The organism is Rhizobium sp. O111 (genome assembly GCF_055616315.1).
On the sequence record NZ_JBSHXL010000001.1, the window covers coordinates 1,046,756 to 1,062,094 of the forward strand.

Consider the following 15,339-nt stretch of genomic DNA (forward strand, 5'->3'; position numbering starts at 1 on the left):
GCTTTGAATTAATTGCACGCCAAAGTCTAGGGCGTCTCAGGTCAAGTTGTGTCGTTCAAATCCAACCGCCTACGCGATGCGCGTACTGCGAGCGCTGACCTGAACTGTTGACACTAAACATTGGAGACCATCATGAACCGCGCGAATTTCTTCGCGAGCGTTCGAACCTCGTTGTTCGGCGGCTCGCTCACTGCGTCTCAAGTACAGGGGATGGAGGCCATCCTCGACGAGGCAGCGAAGGCTGTCATCGATCCGCGCTGGCTGGCCTACATGCTGGCGACGGCCTTTCACGAGACGGCCCGCACCATGCAGCCGGTCATCGAGACGCGACAGCCGGACGAGGCCACCAACCCCACCGTCGACAAGGCCATTGCTCGCCTCGAAAGCTCGTGGGCAAAGGGCCGGATGCCATGGGTCAAGTCGGCCTATTGGCGGAAGGATGTACAGGGCAAGTCTTGGCTGGGCCGTGGGCTCGTTCAGCTGACCCACAAGGCCAACTACGAGCGGATGGGGCCGATCGTCGGCGCCGATCTCGTTGGCAATCCTGACCTGGCAATGCGCGATGACGTCGCCGTCAAGATCATGTTCGAGGGCATGGCGCGCGGCCTCTTCACCACCAAGAAGCTGGGCGACTACTTCACCGCGAAGGGTGAGGACTGGGTAGGCGCCCGCAAGATCATCAACGGCACTGACCAGGCGGAGAAGATCGCCGGTTATGGCCGCCTCTTCCTGAGGGCGATGCAGGCATGAAGCTCTTCATGGATCACATAGCATCGCCCGACTGGGCAGTCCGCCGCCGGATCATCATCCTGGTACTGCTCTGGTGCGCGGGTATCGTGACCTACCTAGCGGTATGGGGGCGTCCGATCGCCCTCAGTGACACGATCGCCATGAACCTTATCCTGCTCATGGGAGCGATCATAGGAAGTTACGTATTCGGCGCTGTCTGGGAACGAAATGTCGAGCGCAAGACCGACCTCGCTCAGCAGGCCGTCGATCAGGGCGCCGTTGATACCAGCGTGAAGGTGGAGCCATGATTGCCTTCCTCGCTACTCCTCTGGGCAGATGGGCCGGCTCGATCATCGGCGGGCTTCTGCTGATCGGCGCCGTCGTCGTCGGCTTCCGCTGGTGGCTCCACGAGCACGATCAGAACCTTCTCACCGGATACGTCCTACTTTCCGAGAAGACTGCGGCAGAATCCGAACGTGACGAGTTTAAGCGCCAAGCCGAAAGCTACAAGACGGTGATGGACGCTTACCAGGTCCAGTACCGCAATCAGCTCCAGAAAGAACAACAGGACGATGCTCAAGCCGAGCACGAGAGGAAGGACCATGCCGCCAAGAACCGCGCTGAAGGTCGTGATGACGGTCTTACTGACGATGACATTAAGTTCCTGCGGCGCCGACCTTGACCGCATAAAGGATGCAGGCAGGCGACAGGGCGTCGTCAATACCGGCATCAATATAGGACCGCAGCCGGCTGAGTGCGGAACCGACACGCCGCACGCACCTCTCATCCCCGGAGAAAGCAAACTGAACACCCTCGATCGAGAGCGGGGGCAAGTGGACAAGGCAAACGCCAGCAAGCGGCGCTGCTTCGACTTCAACAACAATCAGGCAGCAGGGCTTAGGGGCGATTCAACCGCCAAATAGCATCGCATCGCAAGGGCAGGGGTAGCGCATTTAATGGCAGGGAATAATGATATGCCTAGCAACGGCCACTTCGATCCGGAAACCAAATATGTCCAGCTCGGTGAGCGGGTCGAGAACCAGGCGACCCGCATCGCTGACCTCGACATGCGGATGCGGCAGAGCTTTACCGATATAGCCTCGCAGTTGCGCGCCCTTTCGGATGACGTCCGGGGCGGGTCGAAGACACAGTGGCCGCTGATCATCGGGTTCTGCACGGTATCGATCACAATCCTTGGTGGCCTCGGCTATCTCGCCCTGCAGCCGATTAAGGACAACATTGCCCAGATCAGGGACGACGCGAAGGTCCAGGTCTCAAGCACGGCAACCGCACTCGCTACCGTCGTCGACAAGATGGTGACAAACAAGGAGCTTGAATGGCGGACGGGGCGGTCAGCCGAAGATCGAGCCAGGACCGATGCCAACGTCAAAGAGCTTCGCGACGCCCAGGTGCCGCGCGCGGAGCTTGACCGAGTATTTGCCGCCTACGATCAACGTTTCCTCGATCAGCAGCGCCAGTTGACCGACATGAAGGAAGCACAGGGCAACGTCTATGGGACCCGTGACGTAATTCTCGACCTTCGTGAGCGGCTCGATCGAATGGAGCGGCAGCGAACTTCAGGTCAGGGTGGGTAGGCTATCGCGCGTGGGAAACGCGCATACGCCGCTGGTAACCGTATTCTATATTTAGAGTTGCTTTCTTGCGCAAGCACAGCAAGATTGCGCCATGTTAAAATGGGGGTGAAAGTGTTTCGTATCGTGTCTATGGTAGCAGCCATTTCGTTATGCTCGGCGATACCGGGTTATGCTGGATTCCAGTCATGGTCCGTCGACCGAGAGGCCGATCCGTTTTCGGGCGGCGAGAGCGTTTCGGTAAACTTTATGTCGTCGCTTCGCTCTGGCGTCGTCGTACTTTGTGACAGCTCCAAAAGGGGCTTAATTGTCCGAGCCATTCCGGGTTTTGACTATACCGAGCAGCTGAAGGACTTCACGCCTACTGTCAAGTTCGCTTTCGACGGCAAGCTGCTATTCGACGCAGAGGGAGAAACGGGCTCAGTTGGGAACAGTTTGGCAGTGTCTCAGGTGACGCTTGATGGAGAGAAGGCAAAACAGTTTGTGGATGCTTTTGCCGCAGCGAAGAAACAGATCGCCGTCGACGACGGCATCGCCGACAAGCCTCACCTTTTGTCCGCGCGAGGGTCAACTAATGCTGGCCAAGCAATCGTGGCCTGCATCGCAAAGCAGGCTCAATCTTCGTAGGGATTAATCGCACCAATTGTTCTGATATCCCTGCCGCCACGGTCTGGCGAACCCTTCCTTGAGCAGGGTTTGCCCCACCTCTGACCCGTCATTCCGATAGATGTTCACCAGCGGCCGGCGTGCTGGGGTCTTATCCTTCACTCCATAGAACTCGACCGTAAGGCCACCTTCGGCCAATATTCCTTTCAGCCTTCCCTTGGCCAGCAGCGCCAGGTTACGTTCCTTCATGCACTTAGCATGACTTCCGATCTCCGGCGTATCGATGCCCGAGACGAATGGGACGCCTTCTCCTAGCAGTCTCAAGTTCTGGCCGTCGCACCTGACGGTATCGCCATCGACGACGGTCAGGCTGGCACAGACAAGCAACGTGGCGATCATTGCTTGCTCCCCTTCATCCCGTTTGCCGCCATCAGGTCATGATATCTTTCCTCGACCATGCGCATAGCCTCGCGGCCGTCGTCGATATATCCGGAGTGCGGCGAGATCCGCGTCTTGATGCGTATGGGACCATGCAGGTTCCACATCCATTTCCCTTTCATTGCGCTATGGTCCTGCAGTTGTATCCTCCCTATCCCGATCTCCCCGTCGTAGCCTGACCAATCGGAAACAGCCGGCACGTCGTTCTCGTCCAACTTTGTCCGGCGCCATTTATAGAGGGGCTTGTAAGGTTCGATTGTCATCGACCCGACCTTACTGTGAGACATCTCGTCCGAAAAGCATCGGTGATAGACCTTTTAGCGATGTGCCCCACGCCGCGCTAAGGAGCTGATACTCCTGTGTTGTGTCACTCCGGCATGAAGTCGAACCTATTGGCGGATAGGGATGGTTGAATAGCTCGTTTCCGCATCGTATCCCTTTTCTCTCAGAAACTGGATAAGAGCGCGATGAGAAACCTCAGAATATGGCGACGGCCCTACGGTGACGCTCTTGATGGGTAGATGGCGATCGTCGCCAGTCCTCCTCCATTCGTAGTATGGCGTTATTCCAAGGGAGCCAACCCTGAACTTTTTTGGCGTAGTGGGGCGATAGCAAATAGCTCGCCACTCCTCTTCGGCGGCGAAGGCCGGGTTTTTAAACTTAGTGATCAGTTTGACTATCTCGATTGCCGCTCCCATTAGGAGCGGTTCCCCTTCCTCGTCCCCGAACACGGAGCGAGTACCTAGCAGCTCCTTCGATCTTGCGTAGATAGCTTCGAGAATCGAAGCGATCAGGTCTTGCTGCTCCGCGACATCATAGACAATCTTCGTTATGAACATCGGGAAAGATGACGACCCCGCCGCGCTTAGAAGCCTAGCTGTGTGCAGCTCTATGCAATACGGGACCACATCTTTTCCATAGTCTCTCCACTGATTGAGCAGGTTGTTTCGCTCACTCATTGAAAACGTGACTGGCTGAAAGCCAATCATCGCGCTTGCGACCTCTTCCTTCAGGGCGTAGCCGGCGTTCTTTTCATCCGCTGACTTATCGGCCATAAATTTATCGATCATCATCCCAACCAGGTTCACGCCCCAGAAGAGTTCAGACCCGTCGTTTAGAAACGTGGCGTCTGAAAACCACAGCGAGTGGTTTTCTATAATGCCGAGAAGGCCTTGTCCGCTCGTGTAGTGGAACAACGTCGGGGGTATTCCGTCGTGAATTGTTCCGATGATCGAATTGGCAAACCCGTCAAAGGCGGTGCTGGGCGAGGTAACCTGCAGTTTCTCATCAAACGATAGTTTAACCATACTAACTTTCCGGGAACATAGGACGGGCTACAGCTTAGCGTCATACTGCTCGGCGTTGAACCGGTCTGCAACTATACGTCCAGAGTTTGTGCGCGGGTGCACATAAATTCCAAGAAAGATGCTTGCTGTCTTCCAGTCGCCCGCTTCCATGGCTGTCCTGATGTCCATTCCGAGATCCATAGCAGTTGTTGCAAACGTGTGGCGCCCGCACAGGTGCGATGATTTATAGCTAATGCCAGCTCGCCCGCAGACTGCCTTGATGCGCTCGTTGACGGCGTGACGGTTCCGATAGCGGAACACCAGGGCTTCGTCGGGCTCGATGCCTCGCATGGCGCGCAGTCGTGAAACCTGCTCGTCGGTCAGGTGTCGCATCGAGTTGGTGCCTGTTTTCGTTTTCAGGATCACCGCCCGTCGCCCCGGAAGATCCACGTCTCTCCACCTCAAGTTTATAGCTTCGCTCACCCTGGCCGCCGTTTGCGCCATGAAGAGCACCAGTGCCGCCAGGTGCGGCAGTCCGTCTCGATCGCAGCGACGGATAAACGCATGCATCCAGATCGGCGATGCTGGCGTTTTCGGAAGCGGCTTCTCCTCCTTCAGTTTCTTGATCCGAATCAGGTTGCACCAGCCGCGCTCGTATCCGTGGTTGATGACGGCTCTTGCCGGCGTGAGCGCCTGGCGGTTGCGAGTGGCATTGCTCTGGGTCGGATAGAGGTCGATCGCCATCTGCTTCACATCGAACGGGAAGATGGTCGCTAGGTTTCGATCGCCGAAATGGTCGATGATGGGCTGAAGGTGTCGATCGTCGCCACCATGTTCCAGATAGCTGGCGGCAGTCTCGGCGAAGGATTTGGTGAACATCATGGGATGGGCGGTCGGAACAAACGAATGCGCAAACTGCTGCATGAAAATCTCCGATATGGCGTTTCAAAACCCGCCGGATCGATCCCGGCGAGGTCCAGTCTCAGTGAAACGCCGCTTTGAATTTGCTCGGGGTTCTCGAAGCTTCCCAATCTGAATATCGAGTCGGGAAGCCGGAGCGGCGTCCGGTGCGGCTTGCATCCTCCGGAGACCGTGAACACACACAGAACTCTCCGTGGGACTTTGGTGGGACTTTTTGCGCCGAACCGCGCTTTTCCACCCCTTCCGTTCCTTTTTCATTCCAGCGACGTGATTTTTCGCTTGCACGGAAAAAGCCAAAAGACTAACAGGATCAGGCCGTAAAGGCAGGTCGGGGCGTAGCGCAGCCCGGTAGCGCACTTGACTGGGGGTCAAGGGGTCGCAGGTTCAAGTCCTGTCGCCCCGACCATTTAATCAGATTTTCGGCAGCCCCCAGGAGCCGAGATCACAATCAAAACTCTGATGAATAACTGTATTTGGCTGCATGTCATCGCGTGCAGGGCTAGCCGATTCGGCCGTTGTCAATAATATTTGACGCCGATATTCAGTATTAAATCAACGCAAGATGTTATTTCTAATAAATATGCTGGTAAACTGCTGGTGATCTCGAATATCGCTTCAATATGTGGCATAGATATACGGGAGATACATGAGGTTTTCATGATTGATGTCGCTGGCAGCGAATCTCTTCGAGATAAAATGTCCGAATCACTGTCGAAGATGGTCGATAATGCTGTTCGGTCCGGTTGGTCAGAGCATGATGTCGCGCTCTTGCTGATGGAACTTGCGGAAGCACATCTGATGAAGGTCGCGGCTGGCGTCATCACCGACGGCGCGCTGCATTGCGAGCGCGCCGCCAGCTTCAAGAACTGAGCGCGACTATCGCGCCAGTCATCTCAAGACGTTATTTCTGCTCGATGGACACGCCGTTCTGGCCGATGCTCATCTCGACGCCCTTAGGCTTTGTCTGTTCGTGATAGATATAGGCGCCAAGCCCGGCGACGACGACAATCAGAGCGCCGATGACTACATAAAGACCGTTCGAGTTTCTCAAGAAATATCCCCCAACATTTTGATAATGCGCGGGAATAACGCGAAACCTCGACTTTGGTTCCAGCGTTCAGTCGTCGTTTGCAGAGTTCAGGTTTTCCGGACGGATACCCTCGTCGCTGCCGCTGCGTGCCTTCAGCCGAACGCCCGGGCCACCTTCGTCATGATTACCGCTGGCGATAAACAGCACGCCGCCCGTCTCGAGCGCCTGCTTGACCGCCAGCAGCGCCTGCGGCTCGCCTTGCGTCTCGTCGCGCTCAAGAGTTTCGAGGGTCGCGACGGGCAGGCCGGATGCGGTTGCCAGTTGCTCTATGGAGATGCCCATCATGGCGCGGGCGGCGCGTATCTGCATGGCTGTGATCATAAGGAAAGACTAGCGCGCCGATGGCGGTTCGCAAGGGCTCAGTGGCGGTCGCGAGCGTTTGGATCGCGCATATGCCGCGCCTCGAGCGCCGCGCAGCCCCATACGACGCCGAAGAGCAGATAGACATGGCGCCAGTGGTCGATGTCGATGACGTTGCCGATCGCTGCATGGCCGAGAACGCCGATCCAGGCGATCATCAGATAGGGCTGCCAGGGTCTGTTCTTCAGCAGGTTCTTGAAGCCGAGATAGAAGGTCCAGAAGAGCATGCCGACATAGCTGACGAAACCGAGCCAGCCGTAGGTCGTCAGTGACTTTAGCCAGATATTGTGCTCGTCCTCGGGAAAGATGGTGCCGAACACCATCGGTCCGATCCCGAGCGGTCGCTCCATCATCATCGTGAAGCCGATCCGGTGGCGGTCGAAGCGCCCGAGGTGCTCGCCGTCATATTGCTGCACAAGCTGCGCGCGCGTCGAGAAGAGGTCGCTGACCTTGGGAAACTGCAGCGCGATGACAAGCGACGCCACCATCATCAGGATCGCGGCGAGCGACAGAACGAGAATGCGCAGACGGAACGCGCCGCTGCGTTCCTTGAGCAGCATCACGAAGATCAGGAGGATGATGGTGAGCAGGAACAGGCCCCAGGCCGCGCGCGAGAACGACAGGAACACGCCGAGCGCGAGGATCAGGAGTGCCGCCGCCTTGATCGGTGCCGCGCGCAGGTTTCCCGTCAGGATGCCGTGCACGAGATAGAGGGAAGGGGGCACGAGGAACGGTCCGAACACGTTCGGGTCCTGAAAGGCGCCCTTGGCACGGTCGTAGAGCGTGAAGACCTCGGAGCCCGGAAAGGCGTGGAAGTAGCCGAGAATACCAAGCATCGAGGTGATGACGGCCGCAAACGTCCAGGCATTGAAGATGAGCGGCAGCCGACGATGACTGTCCTCGATGATCGCGGCATAGAAGACGGCAGTCAAGGCGAGGAAGGTCGAGACCGCGACGTACATCGGACCATCGGCGAGATCCTTCATCTGCGTCAGCGACAGCATGCCGCCCACGTTGAAGGTGATCAGCAGCGCCAGAAGAGGAACGGTATAGCGCGAGATCCTGAGCCCCAGGATGAACCACAGCCCGACCAAACAGGCCATCCAGAGTTCATACGGGGCGGGCTCGCTGATGACGAAGCCCGACAGGAATACGCCGACGGTCACGGCCGCCGAGCCGATCAGTCGCAGTGTTGCCCGTTGTGGATGGGCGACGCGTGGATATGTCGCCTCGATCGCGCTCAATAGGCGTTTTCCGTGTTGAACAGGCGGAACGGCGTGAGGAACAGGATTTTCAGGTCGAACCAGAGCGACCAGTTCTCGATGTAATAGAGGTCGTATGCCGTGCGAAACTTGATCTTGTCGTCATTGTCGACTTCGCCGCGCCAGCCGTTGATCTGCGCCCAGCCGGTGACGCCGGGCTTGACGCGGTGGCGCGCGAAATAGCCCTCGACGACATCGCCGAAGGCGCGGTCGCGGGCCTGGGCAAGCACGGCATGCGGGCGGGGACCGACGAGCGAGAGATTGCCGAGAAGCACGTTGAACAGCTGCGGCAGTTCGTCGATCGACGTCTTGCGGATGAAACGGCCGACGGGGGTGACGCGCGGGTCGCCCTTGGTCACCGCCGCCTTTCCGGTCGGGTCGCTCATATTGGTGTACATCGAGCGGAACTTGAAGACGTTGATGACCTCGTTGTTGAAGCCATGCCGCTTCTGCATGAAGAAGACGGGACCCTGAGACGTCGCCTTGATGGCAATGGCCGTTCCCAGCATGATCGGCCAGAGCACGAGAAGCGCAAGCACGGCGAAGAAGATGTCGAAGCAGCGCTTGGCCACCGAATCCCAGTCGCGAATGGGCTTGTTGAAGATATCAAGCATCGGCACCGAGCCGACATGCGAATAGGCGCGCGGACGGAAGCGCAGGCGGTTGGAGTGGGCGGCCAGGCGAATATCGACAGGCAGCACCCACAGCTTCTTCAACAATTGCAGGATGCGCGCCTCGGCGCTGAGCGGCAGTGCGATGATCAGCATGTCGATGCGTGTCAGGCGCGCGAACTCGACGAGCTCGCCGATCGTCCCTAGCTTCGGATAGCCCGCGACCATCGCCGGCGACCGCTTGTCGCCGCGGTCATCGAAGATGCCGCAAATGCGGATGTCGTTGTCGGGCTGCTGTTCGAGCAGGCGAATGAAATCCTTGGCCGGCTGGCCGCCGCCGACGAGAACCGCGCGACGCTCCATGATGCCGTTTCGCGCCCAGTTGCGGATGCCGTAGGCGAGCAGGAAGCGCGATGCGAGCAGGAAGACGCCGCCAAGGATGAACCACGAGAGATAGGACCGCAGCTGCGCCGCATCGACAGGACTGACGATCGCGACAATGGCGACCATGGCGCCAAAGACCAGCGTCCATGTCAGCAGCACTTTCGGCAGCGGGCGCGTGCGGGCGCGCAGCGCCGGGATCGTGTAGCAATCGGCCGTCTGCAGGGCGAGTACCAGCGCGGCGCCGACGCATATGGACGCGACGGCGCGCATGGAGATCGTTTCCTCCGTATCCATCCACAGCAGGAAGGAGAGCAGGCCGATGCCGAATTGCGAGAGAAATTCGATCAGGCGGAACTGACCGATCATGATCGCGGGCGTGCGCGTGCCATCGCTGAACTGCTCGGCGATCTGACGCGCGTAGTCGTTGAGCGGCTCCGAGGTGGTCTTCTCAGTGCCGCCGCCGCTGCGTCGATTGACGTCGGAAACTTGCTTGCGCAGGGTTTCCAGATCAAATTGATCGTTGTTCTCTGCCTTGTTCATGAGGCTACCGCCGCTGTTTCACCAGTCGGCAATAGCAGAAAGCCCCTAAGAAACGTTTTACGAAGTGGCTTTACTTGTCTTTGCGGCCCGACGCTCAAGCAGCTCGCGATAGAGTTTCAGCACATCCTTGGCCATGACGGTAGCGGAAAAGACCGACCGCACTTGGTCGATCGGCGGCATGGTTTTCTCGTGCCATTCGGGAACGCGGATAGCGTCCGCCATCACCCGAGCGAGATCGTCGGCATTGTCAGGCGCTACCAGCGCCTCGCTGTCCTTGCCGAGCGCTTCCGGAATGCCGCCGACGCGGGTCGCGATGATCGTCTTGCCGGCGCCAAGCCCCTCGAGCACGATATAGGGCATGGCTTCGGCTCGCGACGGAACGACGAGGTTCTGCGACATCGCGAATGCCTGCTGCACGCGCATCGCGGGCAGCATGCCGATCCGCTTGCCGAGGCCGCGCTCGACCATCATCTCGCGGTAGCGATCCCGATCCGGCCCGTCGCCGATCATCAGCGCCGACAGCGGCCGGCCGATCAGGCGCTCCGTCTTTGCAAACGCGTCCACAAAAAGGTCGGGACCCTTAAGGTCCCGCAACATGCCAACGTAGATGAAGTGGACGGCATCGGACCGGGTCGGGACGAGCTCGAAGTCTCGCTCGCTGATGCCGTTGTAGATCAGCCGCGTCTGCGTCCGCGGGCGGCCGACCCTCTTGGTGTAGGTGTCGCGCTCGTACTCGCAGATGAACACCAGGGCGTCCGTGAGATATTCCTGCAACCGCTCCATGCGGAGCACGAATTGCCCCAGGAGCGACGAGCGGGAATAATGCAGGCTTCCGCCATGGGCAGTGTAGAGGCGGGCTACGCAATACCTGTTCACCCGCAGGGCTGAGCCGGCTAGTCGCGCGAGCACGCCGCCTTTGGCGCCGTGTCCGTGCAGCACATCCGGCCGCAAACTTTTGATCTTCTTGTAGGCGTCCCAAAGCACGCCAATGTCCGAAGGGCTGATCGAGCGCCGGATCGGCACACGCGTCAGCCCCAGCGCCAGATAGGGCCTGATATCGTCGAACAGCGCGTCCTCATGCTCTCCACCGGTCGAGCTGTCGCAAAGAATGCCGACTTCATGGCCAGCCTTGCTGTGCTCAATCACCAGATCGCGCACGTGGCGGAAGATGCCGCCGACCGGGGACCTGAAGCAGTGAATGATGCGAAGGGGCCGCTGTTCGCTCATCTATGATCAGAACAACCGTTCGCGGACATAGAGCGTATCGCCGGCGATGATGGCGGACGAGATGTTGACGCGTCCGGTCATCACCTGGCCGTTGATCTTTCTGGTCACATCGACGGCGCTCTGGTTGGCGCGCGGCGTGAAGCCGCCGGCAACAGCAATCGCGTTCTGCGCGGTCATGCCTGGAACATAGGCGTACTGGCCGGGCTGGCCGACTTCGCCCATGATGAAGATGGAACGATAGCGGTCGACATCGATGGTGACGTCGGGGTCGCGGAGGTAGCCCTGCTTGAGTTTCTGCGCGATCTGGCCGGAGAGCTGCTGCAGCGTGCGGCCACGCGCCGGCACCTGGCCGACGAGCGGGAAGGCGATGTAGCCTGCCTGATCGATCGTGTAGGTGTTGGTCATGCTCGGCTGGTCGAACACGGTGATGCGAAGCCGGTCGCCGCTATCCAGCGAATAGGGCTGGATCGTCGCCTGGTTGAATGCGCGCGGCGCGGGCTGATAGCTGTTGCAGCCGCCCAAGACTGCTGTCATGGCGGCGAGGCTCAAGGCCATCAGAAACTTGGGCTGTGCGACGGGCATCTGCTTCTCACAGGAAACGAAACTCTTGCCCCGTTATCGATCCGTTAGGGTTAATGACCGGTAAAGACCGCAGTCAAATTCGCTCTTTCTTGAGCTGCGAAGGCTGTCAGCTCCGCGCCCGTAAGCATTAACCCTTGAGTTACTATAGTCATTTACCCTCGCGGCACCTTTGTTCTTGGAGTACGAGCATGTCCGGCGTGACGGGTAATCAGGATGTCGATATCGATCTTGCCCAGCTGGTCCGCGGCGTCTGGGCCCGTCGGCTCAAGGTCGTGGCGATCACCTTGCTCGGGGCAGGGGTGGCCTTTGCCGGCGCCAAGATGATCTCGCCGAAGTATCGCAGCGAGACCCGCATCCTGATCGAGCCGCGCGCGCCGGCCTTCGCCACCGCGCAGGCAACGGATGCGAACGCAACCCAGCTCCTAGACGAACTGAATATCTCCAGCCAGGTTCAGCTCCTGCAGTCGGCCGATCTCATAAAGCAGGTCATCAGCAGCCAGAAGCTCTATGATCTCCCCGAGTTTGACGCAGCCGCCAACAGCTCCGCGCTCGGCGACATTCTGATCGCGCTGCATCTGAAGAAGAGCCCGCTTGCAAACCCGCCGGAAGAGCGCGTCATCGACGCCTTCGTCGAGCGCCTGCAGGTCTATCAGGTTCCCGGTTCCCGCGTCATCGGCATTACCTTCACCTCCAAGGATCCGGCGCTCGCGGCGACGATCCCGAATGCCATGGCCGCCGCCTATCTCGCCAAGCAGAGCGGCGCCAAGCTTGATTCCAACTCTGAAGCCACGCGCTGGCTTGAGCCTGAAATCGAGAACCTCCGCACCAAGGTCAGCGACGCCGAGCAAAAGGTCGCCGAATATCGCGCCGCCCATGGACTGCTGCCGACCAATGGCGGCGGCAATTTCCAGACGCAGCAGCTGAACGATATCTCCGCCGAATTGACGCGTGTCCGCGGCGAGAGGGCGAATGCCGAGGCGCGCGCGCAGTCCGTGCGCAATGCGCTGTCGTCTGGCGAAGCATCCGATACGCTGCAGGACATCATGTCGTCTCAGTCGATCCAGCGGCTGAAGGGAACGGAATCCGGCCTGCAGTCGCAGATCTCGGACCTCCAGACGTCGCTGCTCAACAACCATCCGCGCCTGAAGAGCCTCCGCGCCCAGCTCGCCGACATCAAGACGCAGATCCGTCAGGAAACGCAGAAGATCCTGGCAAGCATCGAAAACGAGGCAAAGGTCGCGACGCTTCGCGAGCAGGAGCTCGAGCAGCAGTCCAACAAGGTCAAGGCAAACAGCGCCCAGGCCGGCGAGGATGAGGTTGGCCTGAATGCGCTTGAGCGCGAAGCAGCCGCCCAGCGTCAGCTGCTCGAAACCTATCTGTCTCGCTTCCGCGAGGCCGCCTCGCGCGCCGACAAGAATTCCAGCCCGGCTGACGCCCGCATCGTCTCGACCGCCGTTCAACCGGTCGATCCCTACTTCCCCAAGGTCGTCCCGATCGTCGTTGTCGCAGCACTTGCGACCTTCATCATGACCTCGATCGCGATCATGCTGGCCGAGCTCTTTAGCGGCCGCGCCCTGCGGCCGACGTCGGGAGCCGAGGTAGAAGAGCGGATCGAGCAGGAAACGGTCGACGTTGTCGCAGTTGCTTCGCCGCCGGCACGCACACCCGCGTCGAGCATGCTCGCCGTCCAGCAGGAAGTGAGAGACGAACAGCAAGACGAAGTCGCCGAAGAGCTCGTCCCGGAACAGCCTGAGGAGGAGAACGAGTTCTCCATCGCTTCCGTCGCGCATTACCTCATCGGCAGCCGTGCACCGCTGGCGATCGCAATTTCACCGACCGGTGACAATGGCTCGGCCGCGACCGTCGCCCTGGCGCGCGCGCTTGCGTCGGCGGGCTCTCGTGTCGTGCTCGTCGACATGACCGGCTCCGGACACCCGACGGAACTGATCGCACAGGGCCGCTCGCTGCCTGGCGTGACCGACCTTCTGTGCGGTGAGGCAGCCTTTGGCGACACCATCCATGGTGACTACCTCTCCGACGCCCACTTCATCCCCCAGGGCACCAGCGACATGCGCCGCGCCATGCGTGGGGCCGACCGCCTCTCGCTGTTGCTCGACGCTCTCTCCTCGGCCTACGATCTGGTGCTAGTCGAATCCGGCGCTGCTGATGTGGCCGGCGTCTCCAAGCTGACGCAGAGCAAGACCGTCGAAATCATCCTCTCCATGCCCGAGATCGTCGAGGAAGAGTTCGTGGCCGCGATGACCAGCTTCGAAGAGGCGGGTTACGAGCGCGTCGTGCTCATGTCCGGCGGCAATACGGATGGCAATGCGGCGGTCGCCCAGCAGGCGGCCTGATCAGACGCCGGCGAACCGGCGCAGACGCTGGGCGGCGCGATAGAGCCGCTGCTGCGATTTGACGTAGGCCTTGGCGCGGGTGACGAGCCGGTGTGCCGTGCCGGCGACCACGCCGCGAGCGGTGAGGGGCAGGACGACATCGTAATGATCCGTCTCGACAGGCGCCCAGGAGCGCTTGTAGCCCTGGTCGCCCAGGCCGAAATCGAACATGCTGACTCCCTTGCCGTGCAGGCCCGATATCATCTGCCAGAACAGAAACTCGCCCGGGCTTGCCTCGGCGCCGATGCTCTCGTCGATCGCGCTGAACTGGCAGATCACATGATCGCCCTTGCGCGAAATGCCGGCGACAGCCGCCACGTGACCGGCATGCTCGCCTTTCAGCTGGATCGCATGCATTTCGAGACCTGACAGTTCGTTCTTGGCGTCGCGGATATCGATCGCGCCATGAAGAAAGGCCTTCGTCTCGGCGTCCGCGAAGACGTCGGGTAGCCCCATCGCCTTGAAGCGTTCGCTCTTCAGCCGGAAGAACTGATCAAGAAGCGCGTGCTGGCTCGCGGTATCCGTGTCATGGACATAATCGAAGCCCCCAAGTTCCTCCAGCCGCTTCGACTGCACCCGGAACTTCTTCCGCCGGCTCTTGGCGTTCAATTGCTTCAGCGTCACTTCCATCGTGTCGAACAGCGGCAGCTGGTAGGCGTGGTTCTGGTTCTGCACCATCGGCAGCAGCGCTAGCGGATTGTGACGGCCGCGCCATGTCAGGGGAATGTTCTGCAGGAGCAGCAGATCGGCTTTGCCCTTGAGCGCGCCGGAGATACGCGCGGCAAGGTCATGCGTATCGAGTGCCTCGAAGGCATCCGCGAAGTCGGCGGCAAACAGGCCGGTGTTTATGTTGCTGTGGTCGGCGCCGATGAACTTCGCGACACGCACGCCGCGCGACCGGAAGATCTCGACGGGAAGGATGAATATCGTTCGCGTCCCCGACCGGCCACGGACGACGGCGGCCGTATTGCCGTAGGCCTTCATCCAGGAGGCGCACCAGTCATAGCCCTGGTGCAGGGAATTCAGATTGTCACGCTCGAGCGCACGCCATTCGGGCTCCATAGCCTCGATGGAATCGACGATGTCGATCTCGATCGCATCGAAGGAGAGCCGCGCATTGATCTCCCTGAGCTTCGCCAATCCGGCATCGGCGTCTGCGGCGATGTCACGCGGCGCGGATTCCAATGGAAGCTTCTGCGTTTGCACGGGCGTTCTCCGGGAAAAGATACTGCCCGGGAAAATAGCGCGGCAGCGCATCCATTTCCTTTACGCGCACCCGGCCGCCGGCTTTTCCGTCAATCACGGTTAGTCCGCGATT

The 15,339-nt window shown here is 59.8% G+C and carries 18 protein-coding genes, 1 tRNA gene and 1 pseudogene; 8 read left to right on the forward strand and 12 right to left on the reverse strand.

Translation table 11 applies throughout. From position 1 onward, the window contains the following. Positions 1 to 132: 132 nt before the first annotated feature. The 5 genes from ACVTFQ_RS05335 to ACVTFQ_RS05355 all read left to right on the forward strand — a co-directional run bounded on the left by ACVTFQ_RS05335 (position 133) and on the right by ACVTFQ_RS05355 (position 2,948). Positions 133 to 750, forward strand: a complete 618-nt coding sequence (locus tag ACVTFQ_RS05335) for a glycoside hydrolase family 19 protein (RefSeq protein WP_470423725.1) — start codon at positions 133 to 135, stop codon at positions 748 to 750. Positions 751 to 758: 8 nt separating this feature from the next. After that, a complete protein-coding gene (locus tag ACVTFQ_RS05340) occupies positions 759 to 1,037 on the forward strand; it encodes a hypothetical protein (RefSeq protein WP_470423726.1) in 279 nt (92 codons plus the stop codon). Further along, on the forward strand, positions 1,034 to 1,411 hold the full coding sequence (locus ACVTFQ_RS05345) for a hypothetical protein (protein ID WP_470423727.1): 378 nt from the start codon (positions 1,034 to 1,036) through the stop codon (positions 1,409 to 1,411). The genes ACVTFQ_RS05340 and ACVTFQ_RS05345 overlap by 4 nt, the downstream gene beginning before the upstream one ends. A 292-nt stretch (positions 1,412 to 1,703) precedes the next feature. Next, positions 1,704 to 2,324, forward strand: a complete 621-nt coding sequence (locus tag ACVTFQ_RS05350; RefSeq protein ID WP_470423728.1) for a hypothetical protein — start codon at positions 1,704 to 1,706, stop codon at positions 2,322 to 2,324. 111 nt (positions 2,325 to 2,435) lie between these two features. Further along, complete coding sequence (locus ACVTFQ_RS05355) at positions 2,436 to 2,948, forward strand: hypothetical protein (RefSeq protein WP_470423729.1); 513 nt, start codon at positions 2,436 to 2,438, stop codon at positions 2,946 to 2,948. A 3-nt stretch (positions 2,949 to 2,951) separates the two neighbouring features. Here the strand turns inward: ACVTFQ_RS05355 and ACVTFQ_RS05360 are convergent, their stop codons facing one another. From ACVTFQ_RS05360 to ACVTFQ_RS05375, 4 genes are all read right to left on the reverse strand, one after another. Then, a complete protein-coding gene (locus ACVTFQ_RS05360) occupies positions 2,952 to 3,326 on the reverse strand; it encodes a thermonuclease family protein (protein ID WP_470423730.1) in 375 nt (124 codons plus the stop codon). After that, positions 3,323 to 3,628: a hypothetical protein gene (locus ACVTFQ_RS05365; protein ID WP_470423731.1), complete on the reverse strand. Its 306-nt coding sequence runs from the start codon at positions 3,626 to 3,628 to the stop codon at positions 3,323 to 3,325. Before ACVTFQ_RS05365 ends, ACVTFQ_RS05360 begins: the two co-directional genes overlap by 4 nt. A 126-nt stretch (positions 3,629 to 3,754) precedes the next feature. Continuing rightward, positions 3,755 to 4,672 carry a DUF2971 domain-containing protein gene (locus tag ACVTFQ_RS05370; RefSeq protein WP_470423732.1) on the reverse strand — a complete coding sequence of 306 codons (918 nt, stop codon included), beginning with the start codon at positions 4,670 to 4,672 and terminating at the stop codon, positions 3,755 to 3,757. Positions 4,673 to 4,699: 27 nt separating this feature from the next. Next, entirely contained in the window at positions 4,700 to 5,575 is an 876-nt protein-coding gene (locus tag ACVTFQ_RS05375; RefSeq protein ID WP_470423733.1) for a tyrosine-type recombinase/integrase, read from the reverse strand. Positions 5,576 to 5,901: 326 nt separating this feature from the next. On the opposite strand from ACVTFQ_RS05375, the gene ACVTFQ_RS05380 reads away from it, so the two are divergent. Next, positions 5,902 to 5,978 (forward strand) — tRNA-Pro (locus tag ACVTFQ_RS05380). Between the two features lie 290 nt (positions 5,979 to 6,268). After that, positions 6,269 to 6,442 (forward strand): hypothetical protein, encoded by a 174-nt coding sequence (locus ACVTFQ_RS05385; RefSeq protein WP_313760326.1) that lies wholly within the window; start codon positions 6,269 to 6,271, stop codon positions 6,440 to 6,442. Positions 6,443 to 6,473: 31 nt separating this feature from the next. On the opposite strand, the gene ACVTFQ_RS05390 is transcribed toward ACVTFQ_RS05385, so the two are convergent. From ACVTFQ_RS05390 to ACVTFQ_RS05420, 7 genes and pseudogenes are all read right to left on the reverse strand, one after another. Further along, positions 6,474 to 6,623, reverse strand: coding sequence for a hypothetical protein (locus ACVTFQ_RS05390; protein WP_018898672.1), 150 nt, complete (start codon positions 6,621 to 6,623; stop codon positions 6,474 to 6,476). Positions 6,624 to 6,689: 66 nt separating this feature from the next. Further along, positions 6,690 to 6,983 (reverse strand): helix-turn-helix domain-containing protein, encoded by a 294-nt coding sequence (locus ACVTFQ_RS05395; RefSeq protein ID WP_111561170.1) that lies wholly within the window; start codon positions 6,981 to 6,983, stop codon positions 6,690 to 6,692. Between the two features lie 38 nt (positions 6,984 to 7,021). Continuing rightward, positions 7,022 to 8,266, reverse strand: coding sequence for an O-antigen ligase family protein (locus ACVTFQ_RS05400; protein WP_112435900.1), 1,245 nt, complete (start codon positions 8,264 to 8,266; stop codon positions 7,022 to 7,024). Then, positions 8,263 to 9,573, reverse strand: a complete 1,311-nt coding sequence (locus ACVTFQ_RS05405; RefSeq protein WP_409527911.1) for an undecaprenyl-phosphate glucose phosphotransferase — start codon at positions 9,571 to 9,573, stop codon at positions 8,263 to 8,265. The genes ACVTFQ_RS05400 and ACVTFQ_RS05405 overlap by 4 nt, the downstream gene beginning before the upstream one ends. 17 nt (positions 9,574 to 9,590) lie before the next feature. After that, positions 9,591 to 9,819, reverse strand: a pseudogene (locus ACVTFQ_RS05410) (undecaprenyl-phosphate glucose phosphotransferase); the annotation flags it as partial. 57 nt (positions 9,820 to 9,876) lie between these two features. Beyond that, positions 9,877 to 11,046, reverse strand: a complete 1,170-nt coding sequence (locus tag ACVTFQ_RS05415) for a glycosyltransferase family 4 protein (RefSeq protein WP_047513156.1) — start codon at positions 11,044 to 11,046, stop codon at positions 9,877 to 9,879. Between the two features lie 6 nt (positions 11,047 to 11,052). Further along, on the reverse strand, positions 11,053 to 11,628 hold the full coding sequence (locus ACVTFQ_RS05420; protein ID WP_018898667.1) for a polysaccharide biosynthesis/export family protein: 576 nt from the start codon (positions 11,626 to 11,628) through the stop codon (positions 11,053 to 11,055). Positions 11,629 to 11,816: 188 nt separating this feature from the next. Between ACVTFQ_RS05420 and ACVTFQ_RS05425 the strand changes: the two genes are divergently transcribed. Further along, positions 11,817 to 13,982, forward strand: a complete 2,166-nt coding sequence (locus ACVTFQ_RS05425; protein WP_111561173.1) for a Wzz/FepE/Etk N-terminal domain-containing protein — start codon at positions 11,817 to 11,819, stop codon at positions 13,980 to 13,982. Here ACVTFQ_RS05425 and ACVTFQ_RS05430 read toward each other — a convergent pair whose 3' ends face one another. Further along, complete coding sequence (locus ACVTFQ_RS05430; RefSeq protein ID WP_047513151.1) at positions 13,983 to 15,227, reverse strand: GNAT family N-acetyltransferase; 1,245 nt, start codon at positions 15,225 to 15,227, stop codon at positions 13,983 to 13,985. Positions 15,228 to 15,339: the final 112 nt, after the last annotated feature.

Excerpts from the sequence above, each read along its gene's own strand:
- ACVTFQ_RS05405 (WP_409527911.1), bottom strand. The coding sequence starts at position 9,573 with ATGGATACGGAGGAAACGATCTCCATGCGCGCCGTCGCGTCCATATGC.
- ACVTFQ_RS05335 (WP_470423725.1), top strand. The coding sequence starts at position 133 with ATGAACCGCGCGAATTTCTTCGCGAGCGTTCGAACCTCGTTGTTCGGC.
- ACVTFQ_RS05340 (WP_470423726.1), top strand. The coding sequence starts at position 759 with ATGGATCACATAGCATCGCCCGACTGGGCAGTCCGCCGCCGGATCATC.
- ACVTFQ_RS05425 (WP_111561173.1), top strand. The coding sequence starts at position 11,817 with ATGTCCGGCGTGACGGGTAATCAGGATGTCGATATCGATCTTGCCCAG.
- ACVTFQ_RS05365 (WP_470423731.1), bottom strand. The coding sequence starts at position 3,628 with ATGACAATCGAACCTTACAAGCCCCTCTATAAATGGCGCCGGACAAAG.
- ACVTFQ_RS05415 (WP_047513156.1), bottom strand. The coding sequence starts at position 11,046 with ATGAGCGAACAGCGGCCCCTTCGCATCATTCACTGCTTCAGGTCCCCG.
- ACVTFQ_RS05350 (WP_470423728.1), top strand. The coding sequence starts at position 1,704 with ATGCCTAGCAACGGCCACTTCGATCCGGAAACCAAATATGTCCAGCTC.
- ACVTFQ_RS05360 (WP_470423730.1), bottom strand. The coding sequence starts at position 3,326 with ATGATCGCCACGTTGCTTGTCTGTGCCAGCCTGACCGTCGTCGATGGC.
- ACVTFQ_RS05385 (WP_313760326.1), top strand. The coding sequence starts at position 6,269 with ATGTCCGAATCACTGTCGAAGATGGTCGATAATGCTGTTCGGTCCGGT.
- ACVTFQ_RS05345 (WP_470423727.1), top strand. The coding sequence starts at position 1,034 with ATGATTGCCTTCCTCGCTACTCCTCTGGGCAGATGGGCCGGCTCGATC.
- ACVTFQ_RS05420 (WP_018898667.1), bottom strand. The coding sequence starts at position 11,628 with ATGCCCGTCGCACAGCCCAAGTTTCTGATGGCCTTGAGCCTCGCCGCC.
- ACVTFQ_RS05370 (WP_470423732.1), bottom strand. The coding sequence starts at position 4,672 with ATGGTTAAACTATCGTTTGATGAGAAACTGCAGGTTACCTCGCCCAGC.
- ACVTFQ_RS05375 (WP_470423733.1), bottom strand. The coding sequence starts at position 5,575 with ATGCAGCAGTTTGCGCATTCGTTTGTTCCGACCGCCCATCCCATGATG.
- ACVTFQ_RS05395 (WP_111561170.1), bottom strand. The coding sequence starts at position 6,983 with ATGATCACAGCCATGCAGATACGCGCCGCCCGCGCCATGATGGGCATC.